Origin of the sequence: Variovorax paradoxus, assembly GCF_024734665.1 — a bacterium.
GTDB lineage: Bacteria > Pseudomonadota > Gammaproteobacteria > Burkholderiales > Burkholderiaceae_C > Variovorax.
Genome location: NZ_CP102931.1, coordinates 4,082,958 through 4,100,087, shown reverse-complemented (window position 1 = coordinate 4,100,087; position 17,130 = coordinate 4,082,958). Strand labels below are relative to the sequence as shown.

15 protein-coding genes are annotated in these 17,130 nt (G+C 68.4%); 5 read left to right on the top strand and 10 right to left on the bottom strand.

The window, feature by feature from the left end:
• Nucleotides 1-106 precede the first annotated feature (106 nt).
• Together NWF24_RS19475 and NWF24_RS19470 are read left to right on the top strand one after the other, a co-directional pair.
• Nucleotides 107-625 (top strand): vWA domain-containing protein, encoded by a 519-nt coding sequence (locus tag NWF24_RS19475; protein WP_258349957.1) that lies wholly within the window; start codon nucleotides 107-109, stop codon nucleotides 623-625.
• A gap of 83 nt (nucleotides 626-708) precedes the next feature.
• Nucleotides 709-1,005, top strand: coding sequence for a DUF1090 family protein (locus NWF24_RS19470; protein ID WP_258355320.1), 297 nt, complete (start codon nucleotides 709-711; stop codon nucleotides 1,003-1,005).
• Between the two features lie 17 nt (nucleotides 1,006-1,022).
• Here the strand turns inward: NWF24_RS19470 and NWF24_RS19465 are convergent, their stop codons facing one another.
• The 7 genes from NWF24_RS19465 to NWF24_RS19435 all read right to left on the bottom strand — a co-directional run bounded on the left by NWF24_RS19465 (nucleotide 1,023) and on the right by NWF24_RS19435 (nucleotide 11,817).
• Entirely contained in the window at nucleotides 1,023-1,505 is a 483-nt protein-coding gene (locus tag NWF24_RS19465; RefSeq protein ID WP_258349956.1) for an SET domain-containing protein, read from the bottom strand.
• A 44-nt stretch (nucleotides 1,506-1,549) separates the two neighbouring features.
• On the bottom strand, nucleotides 1,550-2,479 hold the full coding sequence (locus NWF24_RS19460; RefSeq protein WP_258349955.1) for an ABC transporter substrate-binding protein: 930 nt from the start codon (nucleotides 2,477-2,479) through the stop codon (nucleotides 1,550-1,552).
• Nucleotides 2,480-2,500: 21 nt separating this feature from the next.
• On the bottom strand, nucleotides 2,501-3,352 hold the full coding sequence (locus NWF24_RS19455) for a PA4780 family RIO1-like protein kinase (RefSeq protein ID WP_093052559.1): 852 nt from the start codon (nucleotides 3,350-3,352) through the stop codon (nucleotides 2,501-2,503).
• Entirely contained in the window at nucleotides 3,349-4,425 is a 1,077-nt protein-coding gene (locus NWF24_RS19450; protein ID WP_258349954.1) for a GNAT family N-acetyltransferase, read from the bottom strand. The genes NWF24_RS19455 and NWF24_RS19450 overlap by 4 nt, the downstream gene beginning before the upstream one ends.
• 307 nt (nucleotides 4,426-4,732) lie before the next feature.
• The gene (locus NWF24_RS19445; RefSeq protein ID WP_258349953.1) at nucleotides 4,733-6,670 is read right to left on the bottom strand and encodes a reverse transcriptase family protein; all 1,938 of its coding nucleotides are present in this window, start codon (nucleotides 6,668-6,670) and stop codon (nucleotides 4,733-4,735) included.
• Nucleotides 6,671-6,955: 285 nt separating this feature from the next.
• Nucleotides 6,956-8,641, bottom strand: a complete 1,686-nt coding sequence (locus NWF24_RS19440) for an SWIM zinc finger family protein (RefSeq protein WP_258349952.1) — start codon at nucleotides 8,639-8,641, stop codon at nucleotides 6,956-6,958.
• The gene (locus NWF24_RS19435) at nucleotides 8,638-11,817 is read right to left on the bottom strand and encodes a hypothetical protein (protein WP_258349951.1); all 3,180 of its coding nucleotides are present in this window, start codon (nucleotides 11,815-11,817) and stop codon (nucleotides 8,638-8,640) included. Before NWF24_RS19435 ends, NWF24_RS19440 begins: the two co-directional genes overlap by 4 nt.
• Nucleotides 11,818-11,944: 127 nt before the next feature.
• Here NWF24_RS19435 and NWF24_RS19430 point away from each other — a divergent pair, with 127 nt between their 5' ends.
• A complete protein-coding gene (locus NWF24_RS19430; RefSeq protein WP_258349950.1) occupies nucleotides 11,945-13,036 on the top strand; it encodes a hypothetical protein in 1,092 nt (363 codons plus the stop codon).
• Between the two features lie 7 nt (nucleotides 13,037-13,043).
• Here NWF24_RS19430 and pdxR read toward each other — a convergent pair whose 3' ends face one another.
• Complete coding sequence (pdxR, locus tag NWF24_RS19425) at nucleotides 13,044-14,462, bottom strand: MocR-like pyridoxine biosynthesis transcription factor PdxR (protein WP_258349949.1); 1,419 nt, start codon at nucleotides 14,460-14,462, stop codon at nucleotides 13,044-13,046.
• 92 nt (nucleotides 14,463-14,554) lie between these two features.
• Between pdxR and NWF24_RS19420 the strand changes: the two genes are divergently transcribed.
• Together NWF24_RS19420 and NWF24_RS19415 are read left to right on the top strand one after the other, a co-directional pair.
• On the top strand, nucleotides 14,555-15,298 hold the full coding sequence (locus NWF24_RS19420) for an NAD-dependent epimerase/dehydratase family protein (RefSeq protein WP_258349948.1): 744 nt from the start codon (nucleotides 14,555-14,557) through the stop codon (nucleotides 15,296-15,298).
• Nucleotides 15,295-15,825 (top strand): cupin domain-containing protein, encoded by a 531-nt coding sequence (locus NWF24_RS19415; protein ID WP_258349947.1) that lies wholly within the window; start codon nucleotides 15,295-15,297, stop codon nucleotides 15,823-15,825. Before NWF24_RS19420 ends, NWF24_RS19415 begins: the two co-directional genes overlap by 4 nt.
• A gap of 1 nt (nucleotide 15,826) precedes the next feature.
• Here the strand turns inward: NWF24_RS19415 and NWF24_RS19410 are convergent, their stop codons facing one another.
• Complete coding sequence (locus tag NWF24_RS19410) at nucleotides 15,827-16,186, bottom strand: DUF2845 domain-containing protein (protein WP_258349946.1); 360 nt, start codon at nucleotides 16,184-16,186, stop codon at nucleotides 15,827-15,829.
• Nucleotides 16,187-16,251: 65 nt separating this feature from the next.
• On the bottom strand, nucleotides 16,252-17,097 hold the full coding sequence (locus NWF24_RS19405; RefSeq protein ID WP_258349945.1) for a hypothetical protein: 846 nt from the start codon (nucleotides 17,095-17,097) through the stop codon (nucleotides 16,252-16,254).
• Nucleotides 17,098-17,130 lie beyond the last annotated feature (33 nt).

Here is a 17,130-nt window from a genome sequence, read left to right as displayed (position 1 = left end):
CGCACCCGCTGGCGCACGCCAGGGTGACCGGAGGCAGGGCTCGCAAAGGGACGCATGGCATGGCCGCTCGCCGCAGGGCGCAGCCTTCGACTGGCCGCGCACCCTTGTGGCACGCGGCGCCGACCGGCTGCGCGTCGAGCACCTGCGCCATCGCCCGCAAGAAGCGCGCAGCGGTGCGTTGCACTGCTTTCTGCTCGACTGCTCGGCCTCGATGCGCAATGACGGCAACCTCGCTAGTGCGAAGGGTCTGCTGCTCGCGCTGATGCAGGAGGCCTACGAACGCCGCGACCACGTCGCGCTGCTGTGCTTTGCCGGCGAGGTGGTCGAGCTGCGCCTGCCCCCACGCCGCGCCAGCGCCTGGAACGACGACTGGATCGCGCCGATTGCCGCCGGTGGCGGCACGCCGCTCGCGCTGGGCGTGCAGCGTGCCGGCCAGTTGCTCGCGAAGAGCGAGACGCGGCAGCGCTGGCTGTGGCTGCTGACCGACGGCCGCAGCAGCGAACGCCCCGCGCGGCCCGAGGCCGCCGATGTCGCGTGCGTGGTCGATTTCGAGGCGGCGCGAGTGCCGCTGCATCGCGCCAAGCAGCTCGCCGCGCAGTGGGACGCGCGCTACCTCACCGTGTAGGGCTGATTGGCGGTTTTTGCACCGCCGTTGCGTTACCGTGCGGCATGAGCGTCAAAACCTGCTTCCTGGTCCTTGCGTTGAGCGTGACGCTGCCTGCTTTCGCACAACCTGCGGTGCCGCCGGATGGCGCGACTTGCCAGGCGGAGGAGGCATTGCTCGAGCGCGACATCGATCTCGCGCGTTCCCGAGGCCAGATGTTGCGCCGGCGAGAGCTCGCCGAAGCATTGAGCGCGCTGCAGTTGCGTTGCAGCAAGACCGCGCCGCCAGCCGAGAGCCGCGCAGCCCGCATCGACAAGCTGGAGCAGGAAGCCCGGGCGCTTCGCCTGGAACTCGATCGCACCGAGGAGCAACTGCGCAAGCTGAAGAACGAGTCGCCCTGACGTCGATGCCGGGCCGCTTACGGGGCGGGCGCTTCGGTTTCTTCAGGCGCCAGCATCGTCCCCCGACAGCCCGGCGAGCCGCAATGGCAGGGGTACTTCGACGGCGGCGAGCCGTCGTCCGCCGTCAGCGAGTAGTCGATGAACAACTCGTCGCCCGCGTCCACCGCCACCAGCGTCTGGAACTTGAGCACCAGTTCGCCGCCTTCGTCGTATTCCTCCACCGCTTCGCAGTTCGGCTCGCACGAGTGGTTCAGGTGGCGCGTGGCGTTGCCGCCCTTGGAGCCGTCGATGGTCTCGTGGTTCGTCAGCGTGAACAGGTAGGTGAGCTGGTCGTCCCAGACCTTGGTGGCGATTTCGGCCTTGGTGTAGCGGCGGCCTTCGTACAGGCCGAGGAAGGCTTCGGCCGGCAGGTCGCGCGTGGCAAAGGCGCCGAGGCCGTGCACGCCGCTGGGGCCGACCCGGACGAAAGGCGTGGAGGAGGTTTGCTTGCGATGCTTCATTGGGGCAGGGAACGGTGGGTGTGTTTGCTGTCGATGTCTGTCATTCAGGGCTTCGGCTCGCCCAGAGAGGCCAGGCAGCCCACGATGGCATCGGCCGCCTCGTCCAGCCGCGGGCCGGGGCGCATCATCAGGTCGAAGCGCGCCGAAGCAAAGCTGCAGACGCGCCCGCGCTGGATGGCCGACATGGCCGACCAGCCGGGCCGCGAGGCCATGGCCGAGATTTCACCGAGGGCTGACACCATCAATACGTCCGGGTTGGCGCGCACGACGAACTCGGGGCTCATCTTCGGAAACGGGCCGAGTGCGCCTGGCACGGCGTTGCCGAGCCCGAGGCGGGCCAGCGTTTCGCCAATGAAGGAGCTTTCGCTGGCCGCGGCCATGCCTCCGTGTACCTCGAAATACACGCGCCGGCCTTGCCAGCCGGCCGGCACGCGGGCCTTTGCCGCGTCCAGGCCCGCATCGAGCTTGCGCCAGAAGGCCTCGCCCGCGCCGGGCCTGCCTGTGGCGCGGGCCACGGTTTCCATCACGCGGCGCATGTCGGCATGGGTCTTGGCGTCGAGCGCCAGCACCTTGATGCCCAGGCGCTCCAGCGGCTCGGCGGCGCGGCTGCGCGGACGCAGCAGCACCAGGTCGGGCTTGAGCGCGACGATGCGCTCGATGTTCGCGTCGTCGATGCCGCCCACCTGCGGCAGCCCTTTGACCGACGCCGGCCAGTTGGCGTGGCGGTCGATGCCCACCAGCCGGTCGCAGGCGTCGAGTGCGCAGACGGTTTCGGTCAGCGAGGGCATCAGCGACACGATGCGTTTGGCCGGCGCCTGCAGTTCGAGCGTGGTGCCACGATCGTCCTCGAGGCGGATGCCGGCTGCGTGCGCGTGCATCGCCGCCGGGCCGAGGCCCAGGGCCACGAAGGCCGCGGCCTTTGCGATCTGTCGTGCGGTGGTGGAAGGGGGCGGGCGCAGGGCGGAAGAGTTCATCGGGCGGGCATCGTGAGCCCGCTATTGTCGCGGCGTCTGCATGCGCAGGCGCCGTGCCGCTTCTTCCTCGCGTGCATCGTCCACCTCGCGCAGCACGTTGCGCAGGTCGACCGGGCCGGTCTCGTGCACGAACGCGCCCGTCAGCTCCGTCTCCGGGCGCAGCAGGCCGCGCTCGTAGAGGTGCCAGATCTCGTCGCCGTAGTGCGTGCGCAGCAGCGCGGGCGCGAACTGGCCGAAGAAGTCGCGCAGGTTCCCGACGTCACGCAGCAGCATGCGCCGCGCGTGGTTGTTGCCCGCGGCGTCCACCGCCTGCGGCAGGTCGATGATCACGGGGCCGTCTTCTGCCAGCAGCACGTTGAACTCCGAGAGGTCGCCGTGCACGATGCCGGCGCACAGCATGCGCATCACTTCCTTCAGCAGGCTGGCGTGGTGGCGTATTGCGTCTTCGGGCGAGAAGGCCACGTCATTCAGGCGCGGGGCGGCGTCGCCGTTGGCGTCGGTCACGAGGTCCATCAGCAGCACGCCTTCGAGAAAGTTGTGCGGCGTGGGCACGCGCACGCCCGCGGCGGCCAGGCGGTAGAGCGCATCGACCTCGGCGCTCTGCCAGATGGCCTCGGTCACCTGTCGGCCGAAGCGCGTGCCCTTGGCCATGGCGCGCGCCTCGCGGGTGTTCTTGACGCGGCGGTTCTCGGTGTAGTCGACAGCCTGGCGGAAGCTGCGCTTGTCGGCCTCCTTGTAGACCTTGGCGCAGCGCGTCTCGTCGCCGCAGCGCACGACGTAGACCATGGCTTCCTTGCCGCTCATGAGCTGGCGCACCACGGTGTCGATCAGGCCTTCGTCGATCAATGCCTGCAGTCGCTGGGGTGCTTTCATGAACGTGTCTCCTGGAGGAAGGTTCTCAGGCTTTCCGTGCCGATCTGGTAGAGCCCATCATGCCTGTGCGCGGCATAGCCGAGCCGATGGTTGATGGAGAGCATGGGCTCGTTGACCTCGGCGTTGTGGGTAAAAGCCATCGCGACCTCGGGATGGCGCTCGCGCACGAGCTGCAGCATGGTGGCCTTCACGCCCTTGGCCAGGCCCTTGCCGCGCCACCGGCGCGCCACGGCCGTGAGCCGCTGGTGCATGCGGTCGGGAAAGCGCTGGTTCCAGGCGGCGTCGCACACCGCGACCACTTCGTCGCCGTCGAGCAGCAGCACGAGAAGGTGGTCGCCGCCGCGGCGGTCCATGTCGGCGTACCAGGGAGGAAAGTCTTCCAGGTCGTAGCGCAGCGGCGGCCGTTCGAGGTTCGTGGTGGGTGCGTCGTTCAGCAGCACGGACAGCGGCGCCATCAGCGTCGCGAGCCGCTCGAAGGGCACGCGGCCCGCGTGCACCTCGGCGCGCAGGCCGTGGGCGGGTGCGAAGCCTTCGGCACGCCAGCGCGCGAGTGCCTGCCAGTCGAGGCTGGCGAAGGCCATGCGGTTCTCGACGGTGCGATGCTTCTCGACAGCGCCGATGGCCTGCAGGAAGGCGTGGCCCTCGGGCAGGTGCGCCTTGATGGTCGCGACGGACTTGCCGTGCGCCTCCATCAGCGCCAGCAAGGTGCGAAGCAGCGCGCTTGCCACGCCGCGGCGCCGGTGGGGGCGCAGCACGCCGCCCCAGGCTTCGAGGAACGGCGCGAACGCCTCGTACTCTGGCGTGCCTTCGCGGCGAGAACTCGCGCTCAAGCTGCCGATGAATTCGCCATGCGCGCCGACGGCCAGCACGCGATGAAAGACGTACAGGGGGTTGGGCCGCTGCACGTTGTACCGGGTGTCGGCATCGGGAGCGATGGGGTCGCCGGGAAAGTCTTCTTCGGTGCGCAGGCGCCAGTACGCGAGGAAGTTGCCCCAGTCGGCTTCGCTCGCCCGCTGGGGATCGAAAACAGTGGTCACGGTATGCCGCGCAGGTGCGGCACGGGTTTCAAGCATGGTCGTTGGCCTTGATTCGACAAATGAACGGGGCGCCGCCGGCACATGCGTACCGGTGGCGGCGTTTGAATCGGGGCGGCTTGGGGGCGTCGCGACGGCTGGGAGGCCGCGCGGGGCAGACTGGCTACGCGCTCGGCGCGTGAACGATCAGTTCAGATGAGGCCCGACAAACCGCACGTGCATGGGGGCATGAATTACAGCGTCTTCCATCGCGCACCTCCGCTTTCTGTGTGGTTGTCGAAGGAGCGAATGTAGCGGGCTTGCCGCGCGCTGTGAAGTGTCGTGTGGTTTTGACGCATGCAGCGCGTCAGTTCTTCATGCCGTGCACGATCGACGCCAGCAGCGAAGATACGAAGACGGCCGCGATGAAGCGCAGCCAGCCGGGCTTGCGCTGCACGAAGTTGCTGATCGCCACGCCGCCCGTCAGCAGCCAGATCAACGGGCTGGTGCCCGCGAGGAAGACGCTGACAACGTAGAGGGCCTGCAGCATCACGCTGAAGATCCAGCCGAGTTGGGAGGCGAGGCTTGGCACCTGCGCGGCGGCTTGCCCGGGTGGCGGTGCCGAGGTGGTCGTGCGTGCCGTTGCAGGCGCTGCGGGCTTGGCCGGTTGTGGCCGAGCCGCTTCGCGCTGCGCTTTTTTCTCTTCCGCCAGTTGCTCGGCGGTTTTCTCCAGCACCGGTGCAGGTGCTTCTGTCGGTTGCCACCACGCGGGCCAGGGCGCCTTGCCTGCGGCGGATTGCTTGCGGAATTCGCCTGCAGGGAGCTTGCGTTGGGAGGCCTGCGGGGCCACAAGTGTCGCAGCTGCACCGCTTCGTTGGTGCTTGGCAGCCAGCGCACGTACGCGCTGCAGGTACGGCTCGCCACGCGCCGGGTCGGTCATCGTGATGAAGTTCGCGTAGCCGCGCAGCGCGCCGATCACGTCGCTGTTGCCGTTCCATTGCAGGCCCTGTGGCCCATGCCGTTCCGCCTGGTGCAGCACGGCGCGAAAACGCCGCAGGGTGTCGCGGTCGATCGAGAGCTTGTTGTTCACCACGATGCCCGTCACATGCTGCTGCTGGTGCTTGCGCATGACTTGCTGCTTGTCGGGGTGCACCGTGAGGCCTTCGCTGGCCACGATCTGCTTCACGCGCCACAGCAGCTTGCCGGTGTCGCGGCTGTGCTCGGGGTCGGCCGAGAACGTCAGGTCGTCCGCATAGCGTGTGTAGCGAAAGCCCAGCTTGGCGGCGCTGGCGGCCAGCCGCGCGTCGAGGCGGCGGCACAGCAGGTTGGTCAGCATCGGGCTGGTGGGGGCGCCCTGCGGCAGCACGCGTTCGCCGCGCGCGACGAAGTAGCGCCGGCCGTCAAGCTGTACTTCGTCGGTCGGTGCCTCGGTGCACACCAGCGCCAGCAGGCTCGCCACCTGCGACGAATAACCGAGCTGGCGGAACACGCCACGCACGCGGCGCATGCCGATGGAGGGAAAGAAGTCTTTCAGGTCGAGGTTGATCACCACGTCCTGGCCCACGTGCGGCGCGGCATTGGTGAGGATCGATCGGCCCGGCAGAAAGCCGTGCACGGCCTCGTGCACCGGCATCTTCGCGAGGATGTTGTCGAGCACCCAGTACTGCGCGCGCTTCATGCGCGGCATGGGCGCGGAGATGTGGCGCTCGCCGCCGCTCTTCTTGGCAATGGTGAAACGCTGGTAGTGGCTCACGCTTGCCACGTCGCGGTGCCATGCGAGAAAGCGCAGTTCGCCGAGGCCGATGCCCATAGCCTGCGCCAGGTCGCCTGCGTGGTCCAGCGCAGGCAGGGCGTTGCGGGTCAGTGCCTGGCTGTCGCTGTGTGCCTCGTTGAGGCCGCCCGACACACCATCGCCCACGTAGAGCAGCTCGCGCTGGCGCCGCTCGTGCCATGCCACGGCGCGCGCATGGCGGCCTTGTGCGAGGCGCTGGCGGGTTTCCTCGCGGCGTTCGCGGGCCTTGGCCATGCGTTCTTGGCGCATCGTCTTCAGGGCCCTGTCGCGGTCCTCGATGCCGCGCAGTTCGTCGCCGAGCTTGGAGAGGGCTGTCTGCAATTCGCTTTCGCGGCGGATCAGTTGCGCTTCGACCGTCGGCTGCGCTGCGTCCTGAGGCCAGAAGCCGAGGCGCTGCATTTCCTCGAGGATGACTTCCTGCTTGGAGCCCTTGCGGATGCGCTCGTACAGCTCCTCGCGCGTGAGTGCTGAGTCGGGAATGGAAGAAGAGGAGACGGGAGACTGCATGGTCATGGCGCTGCGCCACTGGCCGATGCACTGCTGATGATGAATCAGAAAAATTGCGAACGAAGCGGGAATCTCGTCGAAGAGCCTCGGGACTGGAGGGCTCCACTCGACGCCGTATGGCCATGGTGACGCCGATGAGCTTCGAGGAAGCCGCACTGTTATCGCGTCACCATGGCCATACGGCACAGTGAAGAGACGTCCAGTGACGCTTGGGAAGTGCTGTGTGCGAGGACGGCGATACGCCGTCCGGATTGCAAGAGCCTTCCCGCTCCGTTCGCAAAAAACAGTGTATCAGCCGATGTGTGCGGTGGTCCTTTCCTGATCGGTCGATGTTGCTGCCGGATTGGCCGACAGGCGCAGCGCGAGCATGTGCTCGCACGGGCCCTTGGTCATGCGGTGGCGGATGAAGTGGGAGCACTGGCAGTCGCCCGAGGCCACGCGCTGATCGGCGTCGAGCTGCAGGCTCATGAGGTATTCGCGCTGCCCCGAAGCGCCCTTGCACTTGCCGCTCAGCGTGAGGCCGCCGTCGGGGCGAGCAAGCGTCTTCACATTGGCGATGCGGCGTGCCTGCACCAGTTCGGCCGCGGCTTCTTCCTCGGGGCTGGCGTAGCGCAACTTGTCCATGGGCAGCGGCTCGCGGCTCAGCTCGCGCAGCCGCCACACGCCGTGCGCAAGGTCGTACACCACGCGCCCGGCCTGCACATAGCCGCCGAGGGCTGCATCGACCGTGAGGGTCGACAGGCCCGTGGCCACTGCCAACTCGGCGGTGGTGGCGCGCCAGCGTTCGCCCAGCGCCGCGAACACGCGCAGCTGGCTGTCCTGGTCGACCGTATGGCGCGGCTGCAGCAGCTCGAAGTGGCCGTTGCGCGACCAGTCGTTGGCAGTCCAGCCCGAGAGGCCGAGCGTGAATTCCATGTCGGGCAACTGCGCCACCCAGAAGCTCGGCATGCCCGTGCCCAGCAGGTGCACGGTGAAGCCCTGCGCCACCGGTACGAGGCGTTCGAGCTGCAGCAGACGCCGCCGGCCCCACACGCGGATGTCGATGTCGGAGGTGGCGCTGTGCGTGGAGCGCGGGCACACCAGCTCGTGGCCCCAGGGCTCGAAAAGGATGCGCACCGGCTGCCCCGGCCGCAGGATGAAGCGCAGCGAGCGCGGGCCCACGCGCTCCTTGCGTCGGCGCAGCACCAGGCAGATGTTGTGCACGTCCATCGGGTGCAGCTGCAGCCGCTGCGCGGGCAGCAGCATTGCGCTGCTCACCTGCAGGAAGCCGCGCACCCAGCTGTCGGGCACGTCGATCTTCGGCTCGTGGAAGGCCGGGTCGTTGTCGCTCTGCACCTGGAAGCCGCCGGGATCGATGGCCAGGCGCGTGGTCTTGTAGTCGCGGATCTTCTGGAACTCGTCGTACAGCGATTCGGAGTAGTCGACGTTGGTGGTGCCGAAGGCGTGGTCGCTCACGCGGTCGAAGATGTCGTGGCTGCACGAGAACATGCCGTAGCTCGACTCGTCCTGGCTGAAGCACTCGAAGAACACGCGGTCGGGGTGCACGGTGATCACCGGATCGAGCACGAACCAGGCTTCGCGGTTGACCTTGTAGATGTGGTCGAAGTAACGCTGCTGCGCGCTCATGAAGGGCTGCAGCACGGCCCGCTTGCTCTTGCGCAGCTCGGCCAGCTCGTTGCTGATGGGCGCCATCTGCGCTTTCAGCTGGTCGCTGCGCGCCATGAACTGCGCGAGCAATTCGTTCTCCTGCCCGGCCAGCCATTCGAGGTACGCGCTCTTGTCGCGCGGCTTGAATCGCAGGTCGCCCACCACCACGTCGTGCAGCGCCGACATACCTTCGCGAAACGGCAGGTGGCGGTTGATGTCGGCGACGAAGTGCACCGGTGCGCGCAGCGTGTCGGGTGCGAACTGCAGCGCCGTGCTGTTGGCTGTGTGCTGCGCGCCCGAGTGGCCGAAGTAGCGGTACTGGAATCTCATGCGGCGGGCCCTCCGGTGGGGGCTGCAGGTGGTGCACGGCGTGGCGCGACGCTGCGCACCGGGGCGGTCTGCAATGGGTTGTCCAGCTCGGGGAAGGCGGCCTGGATGCTGCGCAGGCCGGCCACGTACTGGGCGCGCTCGGTGATGGCGCCAGTGACGGCCTGCCGTGCGAACACGCGCGCGACGATGCGTGCGATGTCTTCCGAATGCACCGCCTGCGCGGCCAGGAACTGCATGACGCGCGCCTTGGCCAGCCGGCCCCGGTTGGCCTGCGACAGCACGCTCAGGAAGTAGGGCTCCAGCCGCGCGAGCACGTCGGGCTTCTGGCTTGCGGCCGAGGCCAGCCAGTTGGTGACGAAGAGCTGCATGCCAGGCGATGGATGCTGGCTCAGCTGCAGCATGTAGGTGGTGACGTCGGTCACGTCGAAATGCGTGGTGAGCAGTTCGCGACCCAGGCGCTGGGCGCCTGCGTCCTTGTGGTCGCACAGGCGTACCAGCAGCGCTGGCGTCCACTGGCTCGCGCCGCTTTGCGCGCCGAACCATTGGCGGGCCCAGTCGCGTGCGTCGTCCCAGCGGCTGTCGAACATGCGCAGGGCATTGCCTAGCTGTGCCAGCGTGCGTTGCGGGTTCGCGGCCAGTTGGTCCATGGCCCATCGGCGCGCTGCGGCGGTGTCGACGAGGCCGAGGCTGGCGGTCTGCAGTACATCGAAGCTTTGCGGATCCTGCTGCGGCAGGAGCCATGCACCCAGCCGCTGAGCGCCCTTGCTGCGTGCTTCGAGCAAGCGCAGCGTGACGGCGGGCTCACCACGGCGCGTGTGCTCGGCCAGCGGGCCGCATAGCCATTGCAGCAGCGCATCGAACACGCCTTCGGCGGCTTCGGCACGGAATAACTCGTCGCGTAGCAGCGGCATCAGCGCGGCGCCGAAGTCCGGATGCGCGGGCAGCAGCTGTGCGAGTCGGGGCGCGACGGCCGCGCGCACGGCCGGCATCGGGCTGCTGCAGAAGGCGGCGAACAGCTCTGGTTGGGTGATGAGCGTGGTGTCGGGCAGGGCTGTGAACAGCCGCACGCCGGCGCCGCGCAGGCGCTCGTCGTCGGACTGCAGCAGGCGTGTGAGCACGCCCACAGGCAGGCCCTGGACCGACGCCGGGTGCAGCAGCAGCCATTCGGCGGCGGTGCGCACCACGTCGGGGCTCGCATGGTCGAAGAGCGCGAGCAGTTCGGGCAAGGGCGCCTTGGCGGCCGCGGTGCGCAACAGGCCTTGCAGGGCCCACTGCAGGTTCTCGCAGATGGCGTCGAGCTCGGGTTGCCCGGCGTCGCATCCTGACAGCCATGCGAGCAGGCTGCCGCACAGGGCATCGAGCGTCGACGGGTTCGGGGCGGCGGCCTGCAGAAGCAGGCGCGACGAGCGGCGCACTTCGGCGTCGGCCGAGGTCAGCAGCATCAGCAGAAGGTCGACCTGCTGGCTGTAGAGGCCTGGGTCTTGCGTGATGTATTCGAGCGCAAGGGCTCGGGCCTCGGCCAGCGGTGAACTCAGCAGCGCTGGAAGCCAGGGCCGGGCCGGCGCACCCGCCGCGATGCGCTGGCGCGCGATGGCGAGGGCGAAGCGTGCGGTGTCGTCCCAGCTGCTGCCCAGCAGGCGCCAGACGGCGGGCGCCTCGAGCGCTTCGCAGAAGGGCTTGTTGTCCTGCAGCGCGCGCGCTGCAAAGGCATGCACTGCGCCGCAGCGGCCCTGCTGCATCAGCTGCAGCAGCGCCCTCGGATGGCGGTCCCAGCGCTCGGGCCAGGCTTCGGTGCGGTTGAGGCGCTGCGCGGGCAGCGGCGTGTTGCGGCGCCAGCGCAGGCCGCCGCGCTGGGCTTCCCAGTCGGCGTCGTGGCGATGCAGCAGCTGCATCAGCACCAGCCAGCGGCTGTAGGGGCCGGTGTGCCAGCTGCGGGGCTCCGGGGTCCAGCGCGTTTCGCGTTGCTGGCCGGCGGTGTCCGCTTCGGCATCGTCGGCCGCGAGCAGCACACCCATGGCCAGCTGCAGCCAACTTGCCTCGTCGGCCGTGCCGGCCAGCGCCAGCCGGCGCAGGCTGCGCCAGGTGCGGCGGCGCAGGTAGTCGCGCGTGCGCTGGCTGTAGGCGAGGCGACTGTCGGGGCGCACGATTTCCTTCGCGATCTCGACGTAGCGGCCGTTGACCTGCGCCCATCGGCCACCGGTGCGGAAGGCCGCACGCTGCGTTTCGAGGCGCTGATGCAGCACGCCGAGCAGGGCGTAGTCGCCCGCGAACTCCGCGCCCTTGTACAGCCGGCGCCATGCGCGGAAGCTGCCGGCGGCAAGCTGCAGCGTCGGTGCGATTTCCATCAGGGCTGTGCGCGCGAGCCCGTCGGTAGCCGGGCTTTCGAGCAGCGCGAGATCGAACAGCTGCTCGACCCAGGCCGCGTACTTCAGACCGTTCCAGAGCGCGGGGTCGGCCAGGTGCTGCCGAAGCAGCGTCATGGCTTGTTCAACGGGCAGCTCGCTCATGGTGGCCCAGGCGCGGCGCAGCGGGGCGGGCCAGTCGTCCACGATGCGCGCCGTTTCGGCCGCGCGTTGTTCGGCAGGCCAAAGGTTCAGCGCGGCCCAGCGCGCAGCGCGGGTGACCACGGGCGTGCGGCCGCGCCGGGATAGTTCACGCATCGCCTCGAACGCGCCGCCGTCGCCGCAGCGGCCGATGGCCCAGGCGATGCAGTAGTCGAGCAGCGGCTCGCCGGTTTCGATGTGATCGATGAGCTGCGGCACGGCTGCAGCCAGCCGGCGCTCGCCGATGCGCCACACCACGCGGCTGCGGCGCACGGGGGCCAGCAGGCGCCATGCATCGGGGCGGATGCTGGCCAGCAGCACGGCGTCGCCGGGGTGTGCGAGCACGACGGTTGCCGTGGTGACGACAGCCTCGACAGCCGCCCCTTCGATCGCATAGCCCTGCGCGATCTGCGCCGCCACGGCGCGCTCGAAGGCGGCGTTGGCGGCCTCCAGCGGCAGCGGCGACGGCGTGTAGACCGTCTCCTTCCACTGCAGCCCGTCGCGGCTGGTGCTCACGTGCACCACGTGGCCCGGCGCTTCCGGCAGGGCGAACAGTTCCACTGTGCTGAAGCCTGCGGCGCCTGTCGTGCCCGGCTTCGTGCGGATCAATTTCTCGGAGCGAATGCGCTTCACGCGGAGGCCTCCCTGCCTTCGGTTGGGTGCTTGTGCTTTTTGTTTCGCTGCGCATCTTAGCGGCCATGCGTGCCAATTTGCGCGTGTGTAGCATCGCGGCCTGAGATTCACCCCAGACATCTTTCCCATGCCGAATGCAGAACAGACCCCTCAGTCGAGCTTTCTCTACTTCACGGGCCAGGGCTCGGACAAGGTCTACCAGGTGCACCTGCGCCCCAAGGACGATGGCTGGGTGGTCGACTACGGCAACGGCCGGCGCGGCGGCACGCTCTCCACCGGCACCAAGACCAGCAGCCCGGTCGCCTACGAGGCGGCGCTGAAGATTTACGACAAGGTCGTGAAGGAAAAGACGTCGAAAGGCTACACGCCCGACCAGTCCGGCGCGCTCTATACCTCGACCGACCTGGCGGGGCGCATGAGCGGCGAGCTGCCGCAACTGCCGACGCTGATCCTCGAAGAGCAGGCCGCGCGCTACTTCGACGATCCGGGCTGGGGCCTGCAGGAAAAGGCCGATGGCGAGAACCGCATCCTGCTGATCGAGGGCGAGGCGGTGCGCGGCACCAACCGGCGCGGACTGTTCGTCGACATTCCGCAGGCCTGGATCGGCGTTGCTGATGCGCCGGCGGGGCGCACCGTGGTTGCCGGTGAGCACGTGGGTGATGCCTTCATGGCCTTCGACCTGCTGGAACTCGGCGGGCAGGACCTGCGCGGCGCACCGTTCATCGAGCGCTTCGGACATCTGCGCAAGATTGCTGAGCTCGTTTCGTGGATGAGCGTGCTCGAACTCGAACTCACCGCCGAGGGCAAGCGCCGCCGTGCCGCCGAACTGCTGGCCGCGCATGGCGAAGGCTATGTGCTCAAGGCGCTCGACGCGCCGTTCTCCGCGGGCCGCAGCAGCACCAGCCTGAAGTTCAAGTTCAACCAGAGCGCGACCTGCGAGGTGATCCGCGTCAACGCCCAGCGCTCGGTGGCCGTGGGGCTGCGCGACGAGGCTGGTGCGATGGTCGACCTGGGCAACGTGACTGTGCCGCCCAACGAGGCGCTGCCGGCAGTGGGCGCGCTGGTCGAGGTGCGTTACCTCTACCGCTATGCGGGCGGCAAGTTCGAGCAGCCCGTCTACAAGGGGCAGCGGCCGGACATGACGCCTGCAGACGCAGTGCTGTCGCAGGTCACGCGCATCAAGGACCGCAGCGCGGTCCTCGACGACGAAGCTGCCTGAGCGCCATTCAACCCAAAGAACCGAAAGCCGCGCGCAGCTTTGCCGCGAGCCGGTTCGCTTCGGCGGCGGTGGCGATGTTGGTGAAGCCCATCAGCAGGCCCTGCTCGCAGGGCCCCGCGACACCGCGTGCCGACAGCGGCTGGCAGTTCAGCCCCGCCTGTTGTGCGCGGCGGGCCAGCGTCACATCGCCTTCGCGGCGCCCGTCGAAACGCGCGATCAGATGCATGCCGCCGCTGCGCAGGTCGATGCGCACCGTGTCGCCGAAGGCCTTCAGCAAGCCGGCCACGAGCATCGCGCGCCGTCGCGCATAGAGCAGGCGCATCTTCTTCAGGTGGCGCGGGAAGTGCCCCTCGCGCATGAAATCCGCCACCACGGCCTGCGTGATCTGCGGGCTGCCGTTCGACCACGTGCGCGCGGCCTCCTCGAAGCGCGTGCGCAGCGATTCGGGCACCACCACGTAGCCCAGCGCCAGCCCGGGGTAGAGCACCTTCGAGAAGCTGCCCGCGTACAGCACGCGGTCGTGGCCGTCGAGGCTCTTGAGCGCCGGCAGCGGCGCTCCGGCATAGCGGTACTCGCCGTCGTAATCGTCCTCGACGATCCATGCGTTCGCCTGCGAAGCCCATTCGAGCAACTGCAGCCGGCGCGCGAGCGTCATCGATACGCCCAGCGGCGCCTGGTGCGAGGGCGTGACGATTGCCATGCGCGCCTTCGGTGCCTTGCGCTGGCCACGGGCGACGACGAGGCCATCTTCGTCCACCGGCACGGGCACCGTGCGCTGGCCTGCGGCGCGCAGCACTTCCTGCGTCGGCGGAAAGCCCGGGTCCTCGATCCACACGCGGTCATCCTTCTTCAGCAGCGTGCGTGCGACAAGCGCGAGCGATGCGCGGTAGCCGCCCGTCACCAGCACCTGCGAGGCATGGCACGACACGCCGCGCGACACCAGCAGATAGGCCGCAATGGCCTCGCGCAACGGCGGGTAGCCGCAAGGGTCGCCGTAGAACATGTCGGCAGTGTTCGTAGCCCGCGCACGGCGGGCCGTAAGGCGCGACCACAGCTTGCGCGGGAATACGTCGAGCGCCGGAATGCCCAACTGCATGGGTAGCGGTTCGCCCGGCTGCTTGAGTGCATCGCCGGACGCCCGCGCATCCGTGCGCCGGGGCTCCCGCCGTGCTGTCCGATGCAGCGGCAGCGACGGCGAGACCACGGTACCCGCCTGTCCGCGCGAAGAAAAATAGCCTTCGCCCATCAGCTGGTTGTAGGCCGTCTCGACGGTGCCGCGCGCCACGCCGAGCTCACCGGCCAGGCTGCGCGCCGATGCCACTCGGTCGCCGGGGCGCAGCGTGCCTTGCTCGATGGCGCTTCGGTAGCGCTCGTAGATCTGGCGGAACAGCGGCGTTTCTTTCGCGCGGTCGAGCTTCGGTGTCATGGCCTGGTCATTTTCAAGATTCTTGGCTCTTTTCGATGGGGCATCGTAAATCGATGATCGACCTTCCGAACAGCCTGGAAGGAAGAAGCGCAATGAGCGAGAAGGTATTTTTGGCGGGTGCCACCGGAGCGGTCGGCGCTGCGCTGGTTCCGTTGCTTATCGAAGCGGGCTACTCCGTGCATGGCAGCACGCGGCACGCCGACCGCGCGGGCGCGCTGGAGGCGCAGGGCGTGCATCCGGTCGTCGTCGACGTGTTCGATGCGACAGCGCTGCAGGCCGCGCTGGTGCGCATCGCGCCTTGGGGAGTGATCCATCAGCTAACCGATCTGCCGAAAGACCTTGACCCGAGCCGCATGGCCGCGGCTGCGGTGCTCAATGCACGCGTGCGCACCGAGGGCACGCGCAACCTCGTGGCTGCAGCAGAGGCCGCGGGCGCGAAGCGGCTGGTGGCGCAGAGCATCGCCTGGGCCTATGCACCGGAGCCCAAGCCATTCACGGAAGAGCAGCCGCTCGACACGGAGGCTGAAGGCGTCCGCCGCATCAGCGTCGACGGCGTGATAGCTCTGGAGAAATGCGTGATGGCCGCGCAGGGCATGACCGCCACCGTGCTGCGCTATGGGCAGCTCTACGGGCCGAACACTTCGACCGATACACCCAAAGACCCGAGCCCGCTGCACGTCGAGGCCGCGGCGCGGGCTGCGTTGCTGGCGCTTCAGCGTTCGCCAGGCGGCATCTTCAACATCGCCGAAGACGGCGCAGATGTCAGCAGCGAGAAGGCGAAGCGCGCGCTGGGCTGGCGCGCCGATGCCCGGCTGTCTCAAGGAGCCATGCCATGAACACGATGCCTCTCTTCCTGCGCCACCGTGCGGGCGCCGGGCTTGCGGTGCTCACTGTCGCCGCCGTGGGCTGGGCATTGCTGCCGCACGCGAGCAGGCAATCGACCGTGCAGTTCATCGATGACATCTGCAGCACCGTGGGCCGCCCGATGTTCGCATCGGCGCCGGCCCCCGAAGGCTCAGCCGCCGCGGCACGGCCGCAGACCTCGACCAAGGTGATCTCCTGCGAGGCGCTGCCCAACGTGCCCGGCAAGTCGGTCACCACCGTCCTCGTCGACTTTCCGCCAATGGCCTATTCGCCGGCCCACAGGCATCCGGGTTCGGTGACCGCCATCATTCTCGAAGGCACGGTGCGCTCGCAGTTGGCCGGTGGTCCGGTGGGCGACTACAAGCTGGGGGAGACCTTCTTCGAACCGCCGCGCACGCTGCATCTGTTCGCGGAGAACCCCGATCCGGTGAAGCCCGCCAAGCTGGTGGCGGTGTTCGTGGCGGAAGAGAACTGCGGGCCGCTGCTGCTGCCACCCTGAGCTACCGCACCCGGTCTCCGTCGCGCACCGACTCCACCGCGCCGTTGTAGAAGCGAACGATGCCCAGGAAGCTGCCCTGGCCGCGGTGGTAGACCCAGTCTTCCATCGGCACGCACTGCTGCGTTATCACTTGCTGCGCCGGGCCACCGGGGTAGGGCGAAAGCACCCACGCCACCTGCGGGCGGGGCACGCAGACGAACTCCTTGGACAGTGGCTCGCCGCACTTCTGCACCACCAAGAACTTGGAGTCGCCGACGCCGGAGAGCGAGCCGTTGCAGCTCAGCGATTGGGCAGATGCGGTGCCGGCGTGCATGAGAGCGAAAAGAGAAAGGAAGAGGGTGCTCGCGGCGAATTTGCGCATGGTGTCGATGGGCTCCTAGAGCAGTCTGGGGCTGTGGCAGGCACTGATAGTTTCTCTTGCCGTCATCACGACCGCGGGCCGCGCAGCCTGGCGACGCCGAAGCCCAGCGCGAGGGCCGCGCAGAGAAAGGCCAGCAACGCGAGCCAGACCGACCGCGTGAACGCATAGGTGCCCAGCGTGGCACCCGCAGCGAGCGCCACGGCCAGCCATTCGAGCACCGGGTCGATCCAGCTTCTGGGCTTGCTGCTGCTGCGTTGCACGGCTTGCGGTTTTCGCGGCTTCTGCTGCCGCGGGTTGGGGAAGAGGGTTCTCAGCTCCGGCGTAGGCCATGCGTCGTCCGGCGACGCTCCGATGCCCGCCAGTTGCCAGACAGCGTCCGCATCGTGGCGCGAGAGATCCGCCATGAGGCCATCGAGCACCTTCTTGTCGTTCAAGCGGTCGATGGAGGCCAGCTCGGCGCGCAGCCACGGCTCTGCATCGGCGGCATCAGGCAGCCCTTGGGTGCGGAGCAGGATGTGACTCTCGAAGCTGCGTGCGGTCCAGTCCTCGAAGCCTTCGTAGAGAGGGCGGTAGCGCTCGCCGATGGCCGCGATCACGGCTTCGCGCCGCGTTGCGAGCCGTGTCAACGCGGTGGCCTTGTCGATGACGAGGTACGGGTAGGCGGTGTCGGCGCCGAACTCTTCCAGGCATTCCTCGCGCTCGATGGCGCTGTCTTCATCGTCGATGTCGTATGCGTCGATGAAGCGCGCGTGGCGGATGTCGTTTTCGCTGAAGAGCTCCCGCCAGAACAGCGGAAAGAAGGCGTTGGCCTCGAGCTCTCCGCCGTGGCCGAAGAAGCCGCGCCATTCGTTGCGGCTGCCTTCGGGCATGCGGGGCAGGGTCGAGCTGGACAGGTAGACGGGGTGGGACATCTTCTTCGCTCCGGGCAAGGGGCGGGAGCCATC